Source organism: Rhodococcus sp. JG-3 (assembly GCF_000482405.1).
Classification (GTDB): Bacteria; Actinomycetota; Actinomycetes; order Mycobacteriales; family Mycobacteriaceae; genus Rhodococcoides; species Rhodococcoides fascians.
Map to the genome: position 1 here is coordinate 2,732,542 of NZ_KI519398.1, position 15,305 is coordinate 2,747,846.

Sequence of the window (15,305 nt, forward strand, 5' to 3'; positions counted from 1 at the left end):
TCTCGTGTCGCGGGAGACCGCACACTGCCCAGTCCGCCCACGAGACCAGAACAGGAGCTGAAGAACATGATCGACACATTCGACATCGCCGGTGCAAGAGCAACCGTCGTGCTCAGCCCTGTCTGCGGTGCAACGCCCTTCGGCGATGCACTGGTCGGTACGCCCGCTGCTGCGGCCGTAGCCGCCGGCTCGGTTGCGCAGACGTGGATTCGTCCCACCGCTTTCGGCCCGATGCACCAGTCCGCATCGGAAGCCCTCGGGTCGAATTCCGCCCCCGGCGTCCTGGCGTTGGCAGCACCCGCTGTGTACACCCATCGACGTCTCCGCGCACCACGCGCGTCCGTGTTCGACAGCAGATACCGACTTCACTGTAGGTAGACGCTTCGATTTGCCCACCAGGCCACGGACCCGCACTCGCGGACCGTGGCCTTTGTCGTTCAGGTAGATCCTCTACCCGAGCGTGAGGCCGACATGGTTCGCATTACCCCTCGAACCGATAACGACGCCGCACGAAAAGTAGAGGAGACCGACGTGTCAACCGCCACGATCCGGACGACATGCCGACCAGAGTCCGAAAGCACCTACGCAGCAACAAGTTTCGCCGAATCGGCGGAGCTCGAGCTGTCGGTGCCTTGCCGAGCGGCGAACCCCGACATGTGGTTCGCCGACACCCCTGCCGAATTGGAGCAGGCCAAGGCGCTGTGCGCCGAATGCCCCATCCGCCGAACCTGTCTCAGCGCCGCATTGGATCGCGCCGAGCCGTGGGGCGTATGGGGTGGCGAGATCCTGGAACAGGGTGTTGTCATCGCACGCAAGCGTCCTCGCGGACGGCCACGTAAGAACGCGGCATGAAGCTCGATCCGGAGGTCCGGCTTCACCGAGTGATTCACTCGGTGAAGCCGGGCAACCATTCCGTCAGAATTGCCATGTACGGCGCATAGGCGTCGAGCTGCGCGCAGATTCCCACCAGGCCACCCAGTACCCGGAAGATCATCACGTACTCCGGCGGCATGTTCAGCGAGCGAACGGTGCGGAACTGTGCGCTGTTGAAATCGGCTGCGGTGCCTGCCGCTTTCTGCAGCCACGCCCGAGTGAAGTGAAACGACTCGGTGTGAATCGGGTCTGTGAACGGGCGAAGGTAATCGGCAATTTCCTTCTCCGTCACCGTGCGACCCGGCACCACGAAGCCACTTTCGGTGCACAGTTCGACCAGCTCGTCGAACTTGTCGTCACGAGCGAGTGCGACCATCCGGCCGAGGACCGGAGGCAGGCCGTCTGGCATCGGAGCACATGCCCCGAAATCGATGACGCCCATTCGGCCGTCGTCGAGCATCATGAAGTTTCCCGGATGTGGGTCCGCGTGCAACAACTTCGCGCGCGCGGGAGACTCGAACGCGAACCGCGCCAGTAGTTCGCCGGCTCGATTACGCTCGTCCGCAGTTCCGTGCGCGATCACATCGGCCAGGGGCCTGCCCGTCATCCATTCGCTCACAACCACTTTCGGGGCGCTGGCAACGATCTTGGGTACCGCGAACCGAGGATCGCCCGCGAATTCCTTGCTGAAGGCGCGCTGATTGGTTGCCTCGATACGGTAGTCGAGCTCGTCCTCGGTGCGAGCCGTCAGCTCTTCGAGCACGGGCTTGACGTCCGTACCGGCGAGCACCGTGCTGAACAGGTTCGCGAAACGAGACAGAGTCTTGAGGTCCGACCGCAGGGCGTCGTCCGCACCCGGGTACTGGATCTTGACCGCGACGTCGCGCCCGTCCGCCCACGTGGCTCGGTGGACCTGGCCGATGCTGGCCGAGGCGATAGCGGTGTCGTCGAAACTCTCGAACCGTGATCGCCACGCCGTACCCAGTTGTTGATCGAGTACGCGGTGCACTGTCTTGGCCGGCATGGGCGGGCCCTGAGCCTGCAGCTTCGTCAGTGCCTCACGGTAGGGCTCCGAATACTCCTCGGGGACGGCGGCTTCCATCACCGACAGCATCTGACCGAGCTTCATGGCTCCGCCTTTGAGCTCTCCGAGTACGGAGAAGAGTTGCTCGGCTGCTTTGGCGGCCATATCCGCGTCGATCTCGTCGCGGTTTCCGCCGGCGAGCTTCTTTCCGAAGCCCATCGCGGCACGTCCGGCCATTCCCAGGGGAATGCTGGCTAGTTTCGCGGTACGAGTGGATCCACGGCGCGGTATGTCTGACACAGCTCCATCATGGCTGAACCTTCCGACAAATGCTCGGACCGGTGAAACCGTGGCCTCGACGGCCGAGGTGGACGGGTGGTCGGGTGACCGTGTCGTCAGTACCAGCAATCGCAATGTGGATGTCGCGTCCACTGCCGTTTGTGCACGGACGTACCGGTTGCCGCGAAACTCAGCTCCATCGTGCAGTCGGTGGTTTCGGGCATCGTTCCGTCCGTGCGATCGATGAGGGTCTCGAGTTGCGCGAACGCGAACGCCGCCGTGGCCAACACCGTGGCGGTACTCGCCTGGCCCACCGTGCCGAGCAGATGTGCGGACAGGTGCGGCCACTCCGGATCGAGATCACAGCGGGTGAGATCGGCGCAGCGCAGGCAACTCGTCTGTCCGGGCACCACGAACGGGCCGACGATTCCTTTCCCGTCCCGCAGTCGCACCTGCAGGTGCGGGATCCTTTTCCGTACCAGATCGGTCACCAGGCGGGGCTCGGCGACGAGGTCGTCGGTGAGCACGACCACGTCGTACTGCCACGAGTTCACGGCGAGGTGCGGATAGCGTGTCGGGGTCAGGCTCGTTCTGGTCACCGCGACACTGGTGCGCCGCAACCCGGCGGTCAGCGCATCCGAGAGCGGCCCGCGGCCCACGAGATGCACGGAACGAATGTCGCGCAGTTCACTCGACGGAGCGTCCGCGTTGCTCGACGCCGGGCCACTCGTGCCGTGCACGAGCAGGCCGGAATCGTCCAATTCGGCGAGCATCGACGACACTCGGTTCGCGGACAAACCCAACGTCATTGCGTGACAGACGATGTGAGGCCTGGAACGTCCTGCCGCGAGAAGCCGCAGGATCTCGAGTATCGAGCCCGGTTCCGCACCGGGAGGGGGAGTGACGACGACGCTGGTCTCGGGGCTCCACCCCAGTTGAACGGTTCCGTCCCGTCGCGGCAGGATGGCCACCGCGGGATCGAGTCGAACGGTCGATGTGATCATGAACCACACTGTGACACTCGGTCCGACGGCAAACGCCCGCTCGGAGCGCGTTATCCACAGGGGAAAATGGGCTTCGAGCAGGCGTTCGACGGGGCCGACGGCATTGGTGTGCGCCGTACGGGTTCAGGGTGTGGAAGAGCCTTTGTCCGGATGGTCGTCGCCGTCCTCCGAGGCGTCGTCCGTGCTGTGTTCCGCTCGTTCGGCGGCCTCCTTTGCCTCCATCGCCTCGAGTTGCGCGATGGGGTCGTCGAAGCTGGAGGTGCCGCCGCCCACGACTCGGTCGATGAACGCCGCCGGATTGTCCAGGTCGGATGCGTCGGGCAGGAGATCCGGGTGTGCCCACACCCCGTCGCGGCCCTCCACGTCCGCGGCGGCCAGTAGTTGGCGCCACAGATCGGCGGCCTCGCGCACCTTGCGGGGACGCAACTCGAGACCGACCAACGTCGCGAACGTCTGCTCTGCCGGGCCGCCGGAGGCGCGGCGACGGCGAATGGTCTCGGCGAGGGCAACCGCGCCGGGGAGACGGTCGCCGAGTGCGGCCGTGACCACGGTCTCCACCCAGCCCTCCACCAGTGCCAGCAACGTTTCGAGACGTTCGAGAGCGTGCTTCTGCTCGGGTGTGGTCTGCGGCTCGAACGAACCCTGCTGCAGCAGCGCTTCGATCTTCGACGGATCCGTCAGCGCCGACGGGTCGAGCCCGGCAGCGGCTTCCTCGATTGCCGAGAAATCCATGCGGATGCCGCGAGCATATTCCTCGACAGTGGCGAGAACCCGCTGGCGCAGCCACGGGACGTGGCTGTACAGCCGCTGGTGTGCAGCCTCGCGGGCGGCCAGGAACACCAGCACCTCACGCTCGGGCTGTTCGAGACCTTCGCTGAACGACGCGATCGCCGACGGTAGCAACGCGGCGGTGCCCGACGGGCCGAGCGGGAGACCGATGTCGGTGGAGGTGAGAACTTCCTTCGACAGTTGGCCCAGTGCCTGACCGAGTTGCGAGCCGAACGCCATTCCGCCCATCTGGGTCAGCATGCCCATCATCGGTCCGGCCATCTGCTGAGCCTCCGGCGGCAACCCCGAGGTCCACATGCCCGAAATCTGCTCGGCGACCGGATCGCACAGCCGCTTCCAGGTGTCGATGGTGTTGTCGAGCCAGTCGACCGGCGTCCACGCTGCAGTCTTGGTGGCACCGGCAGGCAATGTGGTGGCACCGTCCAGCCAGAGCTCGGCGAGGTGCGCGGCCTCGGTGATGGCCTCACGCTCCCCGGCCGACACCGGGCTGAAATCGCCCATCTGCTGTCGGGCCAATTGCTTGGCGAGGTCGTAATTGACCGGTCCGGCCGACGATCCGCCCGACCCCGCGGCACCCATGCCGCTGAGCATCTGGCCGAACTGGGTGAGCATCTGGCCCAGCTGTGCAGGGTCGAAGCCCTCGGCCCCGAACCCGAAACCGGCGGGGTTACCCGACCCGTCCGGATTCTTCTTCTTGTCCGGGTCGTCGTCGGAAGCACCGAAACCAAAATTGCTCATGGCTCAACGGTACAAGCCATGAGCACTCGGAGCGCGAAAGATCGTCACGCTGACGGCGAACAGAACGGCTTCGTCGCATCGTGCGTCGGGCTCCGGCAGGGGCGGTATCCACGCCGCCGCACGTTCGGATCTAGTGTCTACCGAGTGAACCGAAGGATCGCCACACTCGTCGCAGCGCTGGTACCGGTCGTGGTGCTGGGCGTCACCGGCTCGGTCGTCACCGTTCCGTTCGCGGCACTCGGCCCCGGGCCGACCTACAACACTCTCGGTGACGTCGACGGCGTGCCCGTAGTCCAGATCGATGGCACCGACGTCGACCCCACCGCAGGCCATCTGAACATGACGACGGTGGCCGTGCGGGATCAGCTCAATCTTTTCGAGGCTCTCGGGTTCTGGGCCAGTGGGCGTCAGGGACTGGTGCCTCGTGAGGAGGTATACCCACCGGACAAGTCGAAAGAGGAAGTGCAGGAGGGGAATCAGGCCGATTTCGAGCAATCGGAATCCAGTGCCGAACTCGCCGCTCTGCATCACCTAGACCTCCCGGTGTCGCTGTCGGTGACGAGCGTGGCCCAGGACGGTCCCGCCGCAGGCGTGCTGAACATCGGAGACACTCTGGTTGCGGTGGGCGGCACCCCCGTCTCGACGGCCGGCGCGGTTCGCGAGGCCGTCAGCGCCAAGGCACCCGGCGATTCGCTCGACATCGACTACGTGCGTGATGGTGCCCCTCGTACGGATTCCGTTGTGCTCGGGGCCAGGCCGGACGATCCGTCCAAGGGATATCTCGGTGTGACGCCCGAGGAGCAGCCCGACGTTCCGTTCGACGTGAAGTTCAATCTCGCCGACGTCGGTGGTCCGTCCGCCGGCTTGATGTTCAGCCTCGCGGTGGTGGACAAACTGAGTCCCGGCGAGCTGAGCAACGGCGAATTCGTGGCGGGAACCGGCACGATCGACGCAGCGGGAACGGTCGGCCCCATCGGCGGTATTCCCTACAAGCTGATAGCAGCTCGTGAGGCAGGGGCCACGACGTTCCTGGTGCCCGACGCCAATTGTGGTGAGGCGCAACAGAATGTGCCCGACGGTCTGCGCTTGGTGCGAGTCGAATCGCTGGACAACGCGATCGACTCGCTTCAAGCGATCGGGTCGGGCGAAGACGCTCCGACCTGTAGCTGACCCGCTCGGTCGTATTCAGTCGTCGTCGACCACATCGAACGTCGCGTACAGACCGTGGACGACGTTGGGTGCCAGGTCCTCGGCGATGCGAAGGTCGATGGGAGCGAACGGATCGGCGTCCTCGTCCGGATGCAGTTGCAACAACGTCAACGACGGTCCGTCCTTGAGCACTGCCACGATCAGCCGCGCGTCACGCTTCTCGGGATGGTTCTCGGCGGCCGACCGCGCCGCGTCGTCGGCCGCGTCGGGATCTGCGAGAAGCGGCATCAGCGCATCGTCGAGTGCCGACTCCGCCGCAGGGGGGAGTACGACGATCTCCTGGACGAGTGCGCATCCCACGACGCCCTCGGGCCACGTCGACGTGGCGAGGAATTCGTCGAGGGCGGGGGAGCCGCCGGTGATGTCCTCGGGCAACGAATGCTGCTGGATCGGTGTGAGTGCAGCACCGTCGGCCAGATCGTCGAGCAGGCCGGGTTCTGCCGCGGCGAGGGCAGCGGTGGGCACCAGCGCGAACATCTGGGGCGACTGGTCCCACCCGCCCGCGTCGACGAAGTCCGCCACCTCACGCGCGCACCGAGCCAATGCCTCGGCGACGCCGGGTCCGCCCGACTCGGGGTCGAAGTCGTCTCCGAAATGTTCCTGGCCGGGCAGTCCGTCACTGTCGTTGCTCACCGCACTATCCTCGCATCCGAATGGTTACATGAATGTCGATGCTCCTGACCTGCGGTCCGGCGGGGCCGCGGTACGGGCGTCACAGCCGTAGGATCAACGTACGTACAGTAGGGCGAAACGGACATGCGGCGCACGCGAGGTGCGCCGTGACAGTCATCTGCGGCGCCATCGGCGTCGCCCGAAGTTGGAGTGTGGCACGTGGGCATGAGGCCCCCCACCGGTATGCCGTCGTTGTCGCGGCGAAGCCGGATCTTGCTCGTATTGGCCTTGGTAGTAGCAGCTTTGCTGCTCATCGGTCCGCGGTTGATCGATATCTACACGAACTGGTTGTGGTTCGGAGAAGTCGACTTCCGCGGCGTCTACACCACCACTCTGTTGACCCGGTTGGTGATCTTCCTCGTCGTCTCGGTCGTCGTCGGGCTCATCGTCTTCGGCGCGCTGGTCGTCGCGTACCGCAATCGCCCGGTGTTCGTTCCGGTGGCCGGACCCAACGATCCGATCGCTCGATACCGCACCACGGTGATGAGCCGGTTGCGGTTGTTCGGCATCGGAATCCCGGTCGTGTTCGGTTTCCTGTCCGGCATGATCGCGCAGACGAACTGGGTCACCGTGCAGCTGTTCCTGCATGGCGGCGACTTCGGCCAGACCGACCCGCAGTTCGGCCTGGACGTCGGGTTCTACTCGTTCGATCTGCCGTTCTACCGCTTCATCCTGAACTGGCTGTTCGTTGCCATCCTGGTTGCATTCTTCGCAAATCTGGTGACGCAGTACGTCTTCGGCGGCATTCGTCTCGCCGGCCGAGAAGGAGCGCTCACTCGCGCGGCGCGGATTCAGCTCGCTGTGCTGGCCGGCACCTTCGTCCTGCTCAAGGCCATCGCCTACTGGTTCGATCGATACACGTTGTTGTCGAGTAGTCGCAAGGAGCCGACGTTCACCGGTGCCAGCTTCACCGATATCAACGCGGTGCTGCCGGCGAAGCTGATTCTGTTGGCCATCGCAGTCATCTGCGCGATTGCCTTCTTTGCGGCCATCTTCCTTCGTGACCTCAGAATCCCCGCCTTGGCCACAGCCCTGTTGGTGTTGTCGTCGATCCTCATCGGTGCCGTCTGGCCGTTGGTGATGGAGCAGTTCTCGGTGCGTCCGAACGCGGCCGACAAGGAGAGCACGTACATCGAGCGCAACATCGCGGCAACGAGGTCTGCGTACGGCTTGACCGATGACGTGGTCTCGTACCGCGACTATTCGGGTGAAGCGTCGTTGAGCCCGAGCGAAGTGGCATCGGAGTCGGCCACGATGTCGAACATCCGATTGCTCGATCCGAACATCCTCGCGCCGACGTTCACTCAGCAGCGTCAGATCCGTAACTTCTACGGATTCCCCGACACACTGGCCGTCGACCGCTACCCGGACGCGGACGGCAACCTCCGCGACTACGTCGTCGCCGCGCGTGAGATCTCACCGCAGACTCTCGACGCGAACCAGCGTGACTGGATCAACCGCCATACCGTGTTCACGCACGGAAACGGCTTCGTTGCTGCTCCTGCCAACTCCGTCGACGAGGCTGTCGCCGACGAGTCCAGCGGCGGGCGTGGTGGTTATCCCAACTACCAGGTGAACTGGATCGAGAACAACGCCGAGGGAACCGTGCGTAAGGACGGCCCAGGTGACCTCGATCAGCCGCGCATCTACTTCGGCCCGGTCATCGCGAATTCCGACGCCGACTACTCCATCGTCGGCTCGGCCGGTGAACCCCGTGAGTACGACACAGACAGCAAGAGCTACTCCTACACCGGTGCAGCGGGTGTCGACGTCGGCAACTTCTTCAACCGACTCGTGTTCGCGAGCAAGTACGCCGAGCGCAACATCCTGTTCTCGAGTGTGATCGGTGACGAATCGAAGATTCTGTTCAACCGTGATCCCCGAGACCGCGTGCAGAAGGTCGCGCCCTGGCTCACCACCGACGGTTCGACGTACCCGGCGATCGTCGACGGCAAGCTCGTCTGGATCATCGACGGCTACACAACGCTGGACAACTTCCCGTATGCCCAGCGGATGTCGCTCGAGGATGCCACTGCCGACAGCATCGAGTCGACGACGACGCGCGCACTGCCGAGCCGGGAAGTCTCGTACATCCGGAACTCGGTCAAGGCCACCGTCGACGCCTACGACGGCACCGTCAAGCTGTACGAGCAGGACGAGAACGACCCGGTGCTCAAGGCTTGGGAAGGCGTGTTCCCCGGAACGGTCATCCCCAAGAGCGAGGTGTCTCCGGAATTGCGGGATCACTTCCGGTACCCGGAGGACCTGTTCAAGGTTCAGCGTGAACTGCTGACGAAATACCACGTCAACGATCCGCGAGAGTTCTTCACCAACAACGCGTTCTGGGAGGTTCCGACCGACCCGACCGCGGAGAACACTGCCGCCAAGCAGCCTCCGTACTACGTCGTCGCGTCCGATATCTCCAACGAGGAGAACCAGGCCTCGTTCCAGCTGACCAGTGCGCTGGTGGGGTATCGCCGAGAAGTGCTGGGCGCGTATGTCAGCGCGGATTCGGATCCGGAGAACTACGGCAAGATCACCGTGCTGAGGCTGCCTACCGATACGTCCACTCAGGGCCCGAATCAGGTACAGAACCAGATGACGACCACGACGGACGTCTCCGAAAGCCTCGGCATCGTGCGCCGGGAGAACACTGTCGAGTTCGGCAATCTTCTGACCCTGCCCGTGGGCAACGGCGGTCTGATCTATGTGGAGCCGGTGTACGCCTCGCGCACCAACGAGGCGTCGGCATACCCGCAGTTGATCCGGGTGCTGGTCTCGTACGAGGGTCGTGTCGGTTACGCCGCCACGCTGCCCGAGGCCATCGAGCAGGTGTTCGGGGCCGGTGCCGGACGGACCGTCACGGCGCCGGGGGAGACCGACGGCAGTACCCAGCCGGGTGCCGTACCCGAGACGACCCCGTCCGAGGGCGGTTCGACGCCGGCGAATCCGGCTCCGTCCACCGGTGGGTCGACCACCAGGGACGCCGCTGTCACCGGGTTGAACGACGCACTCTCCGCCGTGCGGACTGCACAGCAGAGCGGCAACCTGGCGCAGCTCGGTACCGCGCTGGAGAACCTGCAGAAGGCGGTCGACGCGTACAACGGGGCCGGTAGCTGATCGGCACTGTTCCACCGGGTTGACTGCAACGACAGAGCCGCCTCACCGAATCGGTGAGGCGGCTCTGTCGTTGTTCGCTACATCGGATGCGCTGGGCATCCACTGTGAGCGGAACGAGGCAGTTCTAGCGAACTGGCGGTGAATCAGCGTCCGATGGGTGCGAGCACTGGAGCGTTCGCAGCAGCGAAGTGCTGGAACTGGGTGCTCAGGCCGTACTGGTCTGCGAGCTTGGATGCTGCATCGAATGCGCCCTGAGCGGCCTGTGTAGCTGCTGCGACCTCGGGTGCGACGGCAGGCGCGGGGGCCGGTGCCGGTGCTGCCTGAGGAGCCGGTGCCGGTGCCGCTTCGGGCTCGGCTGCCGAGGTTCCGGTGGTCAGCTGCTGACCACAGACGGGCCATGCGCCCGGTCCCTGGCTCTGCAGAGTATTTTCCGCGACGCGGATCTGCTCGGCCTTGGAGGCGTTGGCGGGTGATCCGGTTCCGCCGTTGGCCGTCCAGGTGCTCTGCGAGAACTGCAGGCCACCGTAGTAGCCGTTTCCGGTGTTGATGTTCCAGTTGCCACCGCTCTCGCACTGTGCGACGCCGTCCCAGTTGTGGGGGGCTGCGTTGGCGGTTCCGGCAGAAACGCCGAGCGGAATGGCGACGGCTGCGCCGGCGATGGCGGCCAATCCGAGTGCGCGCTTACCGAAGTTGTTCTGAGTGGTCATGCGGGGTGAATCCTCTCCGCGCTCGACTGGCGCGACTGGCCTGCGAATCGTTACGCCGGTGGTGATGGCGATGACGACCAGGCACTTCGTATCGTCGCGGCTCTGCCCCCGTACGTATTGGGGACCACACCCGCGGGGCAGAGCGAAAGAAGCGGCGGGGTGGTGCAAGCCCAGCGGTTTAGGGCCGTCCGTGAAGGTAGTCGAGGATTCACTCACCGTCACTGAGCGGATATGGGATGCGACCCGTCCACATAGTGGGATCGGGCCCCCTGTTCGTGCAGCTCGAGCCGCATTGTGGCGGGAATGTTTCACCTTCGTGACCCGACCGTTATGTGACTCGAAACACGCAAGAAAAGAGACCCGGAGCACTATTTCGAGGGGCTGCGAACGTGCTGTTCGGGTCGGCTCGGCCGCGCGTCGAGCCTGATCGACTGGACCGAGCACCCCGTGGTCACGTGATTTGCATTCGTCGTACACGCAGGGGTAACTTCGTAGATGCAACGCGGGGTGGAGCAGCTCGGTAGCTCGCTGGGCTCATAACCCAGAGGTCGCAGGTTCAAATCCTGTCCCCGCTACCACTCGAAAAAGCCCGAGACCATACGGTCTCGGGCTTTTTTGTGCTCTGATAGCCACCGTGCAATCACGTTGGACTGCCCGATGCCCGTGCGAAGAGGGCGACCGAGGATGATCCTGCCCGCTGTTCGAGATCCCCGGCTCGTCACCGCCCGGCGCGGGGGACTGCTGTCCGATGACGATCATCGGGCCCTGGCACTCTGGGCTGCTGCCTGTGCCGAACACGTGCTGCCCCTGTTCGAGAGCTCGGTTCCGTCGGACGCCAGACCGCGGGAAGCCATCGACGGGATCGGCGCGTGGGTACGCGGTGAGCTGCCGATGATGGAGACCCGCGCCCTCGGCGGACACGCGATGGGCGCAGCGCGTCCCCTTCGCGGAGCGGCTCGATTCGCCGCCTACGCCGCAGGCCAGGCCGCATGCGTGGCGCACGTGGCCGAACACGACCTCGGAGCAGCGGCGTACGCCATCAAGGCAGTTCGAGCTGCGGCACCGTCGTCGAGCGCAGCAGCCGCGGCGTATGCGGAAAATGAGTGGCAGAGGGAACAGCTGCCGGACAGCGTGCGGGCTCTGGTGTTGGAGGACCAGCACAGGAGAAACAGCATCTGCTGGTACGTGTTCGAGTAGATCTACAGAACCGTGACCGTGAAGGACTGGGTGTCGATCTCGATCGACGTCGACGACCGGTTGCGCCGACTGGGCGCAGAGAACGCCGGCGGTTGCTTCAGTCCGAGACCTGCTCCCGTGCATCGTCACTGGTGACGATGTCATCGTCGTCGGTGGTCGCAGCATCCTCCGGCTCGTCTGCGGTGAGGTCGACGGTGTCCGCGCCCTCGAGAGCCGTCAGTTCCTGTTCCGCCTCTGCGATGAGGCCCTTGGCGTTCTCTTCGACCTTCTTGATCCACTCGGCCATGACTGTCACCCTTCGCTCGATCGTCTACCACCGGTCTACCAGACTCGAGCCCTCTAGGATCATCGGTGTGCGAATGCAGACCCCACGACTGGTTCTCGACGAGCCTGCAGATGCGGATCTCGACGCGTTGTACGAGATCTGCAGTGATCCGCAGTCGAGTGCGCGTACCGAACTCGGCCCGAAATGCCGGTCGTGGCATATCTTCTCGAACACAACCTCTCCTCCGCTCGCGTGGCAGAGCGCGCCGGCCTGAAGCTGGTATCCCGTGGACCCGATATCGGCAACCCCGATCCCGAGGCCATCCGACTGGTGTACGCAGAGCGACCGCTGACGGCCGATCAGGTGGATGCTGTGCTGTCCGCCTGATCCCGTGCGTCGGCAACCTCGGCCAGTCGTCTTCTCAGCAAACGCTTCTCCGGTGCCGTTCGCGCGAAATCCAGTGCTCTCCGGTAGTGCACGGCGGCCTCGTCCATCCGGCCCAGTCGGTGCAGCAGATCGGCCTTCGCCATCGCGAACGGGTGGTACCGGCGCAGGACCGGCTCAGCGGCGATGGCGTCCAACAACTCGAGCCCGGCCTCGGGCCCTTCGGTCATTGCGACGCCGACGGCCCGGTTGAGCGCGACCACCGGTGATGGTGTGAGTGCCATCAACACGTCGTACAGGGCCACGATCTGAGGCCAGTCCGTGCCCGCGGCGTCAGCAGCCTCGTCGTGTAATGCCGCGATGGCGGCCTGAACGGAGTACGGGCCGGCCGGCCCGCGGGTCAGGGCCTCGCTCACGAGTTCCGATCCCTCGGCCATGAACGCGGCATTCCATACGCGCCGGTCCTGATCGGCCAACAGCACGATCTCGCCGTGTTCGTCGATCCGGGCGCGGCGTCTGGCGTCGGTCAGCAACATCAGCGCCAGCAAGCCCGTCACCTCGGACGTGCCCGGCAGAGCCGCGTGCAGAACTCTGCCCATACCGATCGCTTCGTCTGAGAGATCGACGCGTCCGACTCCATCGCCGGATGTCGCCGAGTACCCCTCGGTGAAGATGGAGTAGACGACCTCGAGCACCATCGGCACTCTTTCCGCGAGCTCGTCCGGTCCTGGAACGCGAAACGGAATGCGAGCCGTGCGAATCTTGTTCTTGGCCCGCACTATTCGCTGTGCCGCCGTGGCAGGAGGGATGAGCAGTGCGCGCGCCACCTCTGCTGTGGACAGACCCGCGAGACACCTCAGCGTCAGGGCGAGTCGGTCCTGGGCAGCAAGAGCCGGGTGGGAGCACGTGAAGAACAGCTGGAGGCGATCGTCGGGCACACGATCGTCGAGCGCATTCGAGCCGGACGGGTTGTCGCGGTCCGAGTCGATCTGTAGTACGGCCATTTTCGCAGCCAGTGTCTCATCGCGTCGGAGGCGGTCGACTGCCTTGCGCCGGGCTGTGGTGAGCAACCAGGCCCCTGGCTTGGCCGGTATGCCATCGATCGGCCAATGCTTCAGAGCCGCCTCGATGGCATCCGACGTCACCTCCTCGGCGAGGTCGAGGTCACGGTAGCGCTGCACCAACGACGCGAGCAGCATCGAGCGCTCGGCACGGAAGACCGATGCGATCGTTCGACTGACGTCGACCTTGCTCACCGAACGATCCCGCGCGTCAGAATTCTGCGAGCGGGCGCACGACGACGGTGCCGCCGTCCTTGGAGCCGGGGCAGCGGGCCGCCCACTCGAGCGCGGCATCGAGGTCGGGAACGTCGATGACGTCGTAACCCCCGAGTACCTCGTGCGACTCGGCATACGGGCCGTCCGTGACGGTCCGTTCGCCCGTGCTCGGATCGACGCGTACCGCGGTAGCAGTGGTCAAGTCGGCCAGAGCGTGCCCGGCAACGTAGACCCCGGCCTCCTTCAGTTCCTTCTCGTACGTCATCCAGTCCTCCACACTGCTGCAGCCGGGTGCAGCACCGGGGGAGGTGTCGGCGTTGATCAACAGGATGTACTTCATGGTGCGCTCCTTGGCTCGGTACCTCGGTGTCGCGGCGCGATTCGCCGTACACGAAGACGACGATCGAGACATCACGATATCGACACCGACCCTCGACATTTCTTCCAAGCGCACGAAAGCGGCACCGGACGTACAGTCCGGTGCCGCTTGTCGATCACGTGCCGACTCGATGACGAGCCACTGCTTACTTCAGCTCGGCCGAGGACTTTCCGAGTACGCGACGGGCAACGATCAGCTGCTGGATCTGCTGCGTGCCCTCGAAGATGTCGAGAATCTTGGAGTCACGGCTCCACTTCTCTAGCAGCGGGCGCTCGGAGTAGCCGTAGGTACCGGCCAACTCGACTGCTTTGAGGGTGATGTCCACTGCGGAGCGTCCGGCCTTCGCCTTCGACATCGACGCCTGCAGCGAGTTGGGCTCCTTGTTGTCGGCCATCCATGCCGCGCGCAACGCGAGCAGGTGCGCGGCTTCCCAGTCTGCTTCGAGTCGCAGGAACTCTGCGGCCGCCGCGTGCTGGTTGTAGGCGGGAGTCTCGTACGAGATGTCGACTCCGGCATCGACCAGGATCGACCGCAACTCTTCCAGTGCGGCACGGGCGACGCCGATCGCCATACCCGCAACCAGAGGGCGAGTGTTGTCGAACGTCTGCATGACGCCCGCGAAGCCCTTTTCGACGTTGACCTCGGCGGTGCCGAGCAGGTTGTTCTTCGGGATGCGGCAATCCTCGAGCAGCAGGGCTGCGGTGTCGGACGCCTTGATGCCCAGCTTGTGCTCGAGGCGGGCAACGGACAGGCCCGGAGCGTCACGCGGGACGACGAACGACTTGATGGCCGCGCGGCCGAGAGACTTGTCGACCGTTGCCCACACCACGATGTGGGTGGAACGCTCACCGGCGGTGACGTAGATCTTCTCGCCGTTGAGCACCCACTCGTCGCCGTCGAGGACAGCGGTGGTGGTGACTGCCGCGGAGTCCGAGCCGAAGCTGGGCTCGGTGATGGCCATCGAAGCCCACACCTTGCCGAAGCGCTCGAGCTGCTCGTCGGTGGAGACCGCGGCGATAGCGGAGTTGCCGAGTCCCTGGTACGGGATCGACAGCGTGAGGCCGACGTCGCCCCAGCAGGTTTCGATGACGTTCACCAGAGCGGACATGTTGCCGCCGTTGGAGTTGGCGGTCTTGCTGGGCTTGGCCGACTCGCTGTCCTTCTCACGGCCACCGGCCGCTCCGCCGATTTCGCCACCGGCGTCGGACATGCCTTCGACCATGGACGCCATGGTGTCGAGTTCCACCGGGTACTCGTGCTCGGCGAGGTCGTACTTGCGGGAGATGGGGCGGAAGATCTCGGCAGCGACCTGGTGAGCCTGATTCGCCTGCGCCCGAAGCTTCTTGGGAAGTTCAAGATTGATCATCGTGTGTGTCCTTGGGTGAGTG

General features: G+C 64.8%; 15 protein-coding genes and 1 tRNA gene. 7 read left to right on the forward strand and 9 right to left on the reverse strand.

Annotated features, from left to right (window positions below; translation table 11 throughout):
• Nucleotides 1-66: 66 nt before the first annotated feature.
• A complete protein-coding gene (locus K414_RS0114305) occupies nt 67-378 on the forward strand; it encodes a hypothetical protein (RefSeq protein WP_027496554.1) in 312 nt (103 codons plus the stop codon).
• 153 nt (nt 379-531) lie between these two features.
• Entirely contained in the window at nt 532-852 is a 321-nt protein-coding gene (locus K414_RS29415) for a WhiB family transcriptional regulator (protein ID WP_027496555.1), read from the forward strand.
• A gap of 34 nt (nt 853-886) precedes the next feature.
• Here the strand turns inward: K414_RS29415 and K414_RS0114315 are convergent, their stop codons facing one another.
• From K414_RS0114315 to K414_RS0114325, 3 genes are all read right to left on the reverse strand, one after another.
• Entirely contained in the window at nt 887-2,197 is a 1,311-nt protein-coding gene (locus tag K414_RS0114315) for an AarF/UbiB family protein (RefSeq protein WP_027496556.1), read from the reverse strand.
• Nucleotides 2,198-2,292: 95 nt separating this feature from the next.
• Nucleotides 2,293-3,180 carry a hypothetical protein gene (locus K414_RS27030; RefSeq protein WP_032372873.1) on the reverse strand — a complete coding sequence of 296 codons (888 nt, stop codon included), beginning with the start codon at nt 3,178-3,180 and terminating at the stop codon, nt 2,293-2,295.
• A 123-nt stretch (nt 3,181-3,303) separates the two neighbouring features.
• On the reverse strand, nt 3,304-4,707 hold the full coding sequence (locus K414_RS0114325; RefSeq protein WP_027496557.1) for a zinc-dependent metalloprotease: 1,404 nt from the start codon (nt 4,705-4,707) through the stop codon (nt 3,304-3,306).
• Between the two features lie 144 nt (nt 4,708-4,851).
• On the opposite strand from K414_RS0114325, the gene K414_RS0114330 reads away from it, so the two are divergent.
• Nucleotides 4,852-5,877 (forward strand): PDZ domain-containing protein, encoded by a 1,026-nt coding sequence (locus tag K414_RS0114330; RefSeq protein ID WP_027496558.1) that lies wholly within the window; start codon nt 4,852-4,854, stop codon nt 5,875-5,877.
• 15 nt (nt 5,878-5,892) lie between these two features.
• Here K414_RS0114330 and K414_RS0114335 read toward each other — a convergent pair whose 3' ends face one another.
• Nucleotides 5,893-6,459, reverse strand: coding sequence for a PPA1309 family protein (locus K414_RS0114335; protein ID WP_152530506.1), 567 nt, complete (start codon nt 6,457-6,459; stop codon nt 5,893-5,895).
• 288 nt (nt 6,460-6,747) lie between these two features.
• On the opposite strand from K414_RS0114335, the gene K414_RS0114340 reads away from it, so the two are divergent.
• Nucleotides 6,748-9,708 (forward strand): UPF0182 family protein, encoded by a 2,961-nt coding sequence (locus tag K414_RS0114340; RefSeq protein ID WP_027496560.1) that lies wholly within the window; start codon nt 6,748-6,750, stop codon nt 9,706-9,708.
• A gap of 143 nt (nt 9,709-9,851) precedes the next feature.
• On the opposite strand, the gene K414_RS0114345 is transcribed toward K414_RS0114340, so the two are convergent.
• Nucleotides 9,852-10,415, reverse strand: coding sequence for a transglycosylase family protein (locus K414_RS0114345; RefSeq protein WP_027496561.1), 564 nt, complete (start codon nt 10,413-10,415; stop codon nt 9,852-9,854).
• Between the two features lie 501 nt (nt 10,416-10,916).
• Between K414_RS0114345 and K414_RS0114350 the strand changes: the two genes are divergently transcribed.
• Nucleotides 10,917-10,993, forward strand: a tRNA-Met gene (locus tag K414_RS0114350).
• Nucleotides 10,994-11,099: 106 nt separating this feature from the next.
• Nucleotides 11,100-11,612: a putative immunity protein gene (locus tag K414_RS0114355; protein ID WP_027496562.1), complete on the forward strand. Its 513-nt coding sequence runs from the start codon at nt 11,100-11,102 to the stop codon at nt 11,610-11,612.
• Between the two features lie 97 nt (nt 11,613-11,709).
• Here the strand turns inward: K414_RS0114355 and K414_RS27035 are convergent, their stop codons facing one another.
• Entirely contained in the window at nt 11,710-11,898 is a 189-nt protein-coding gene (locus tag K414_RS27035; RefSeq protein WP_032366331.1) for a hypothetical protein, read from the reverse strand.
• Nucleotides 11,899-12,090: 192 nt separating this feature from the next.
• Here K414_RS27035 and K414_RS29150 point away from each other — a divergent pair, with 192 nt between their 5' ends.
• Complete coding sequence (locus tag K414_RS29150; RefSeq protein WP_155288460.1) at nt 12,091-12,264, forward strand: hypothetical protein; 174 nt, start codon at nt 12,091-12,093, stop codon at nt 12,262-12,264.
• Here the strand turns inward: K414_RS29150 and K414_RS0114375 are convergent.
• The 3 genes from K414_RS0114375 to K414_RS0114385 all read right to left on the reverse strand — a co-directional run bounded on the left by K414_RS0114375 (nt 12,237) and on the right by K414_RS0114385 (nt 15,283).
• Nucleotides 12,237-13,517 (reverse strand): RNA polymerase sigma factor, encoded by a 1,281-nt coding sequence (locus tag K414_RS0114375; RefSeq protein WP_027496564.1) that lies wholly within the window; start codon nt 13,515-13,517, stop codon nt 12,237-12,239. The two genes, K414_RS29150 and K414_RS0114375, sit on opposite strands and share 28 nt — an antisense overlap.
• A 16-nt stretch (nt 13,518-13,533) precedes the next feature.
• Nucleotides 13,534-13,878, reverse strand: a complete 345-nt coding sequence (locus tag K414_RS0114380; protein ID WP_027496565.1) for a YciI family protein — start codon at nt 13,876-13,878, stop codon at nt 13,534-13,536.
• A gap of 184 nt (nt 13,879-14,062) precedes the next feature.
• A complete protein-coding gene (locus K414_RS0114385) occupies nt 14,063-15,283 on the reverse strand; it encodes an acyl-CoA dehydrogenase family protein (protein WP_027496566.1) in 1,221 nt (406 codons plus the stop codon).
• Nucleotides 15,284-15,305: the final 22 nt, after the last annotated feature.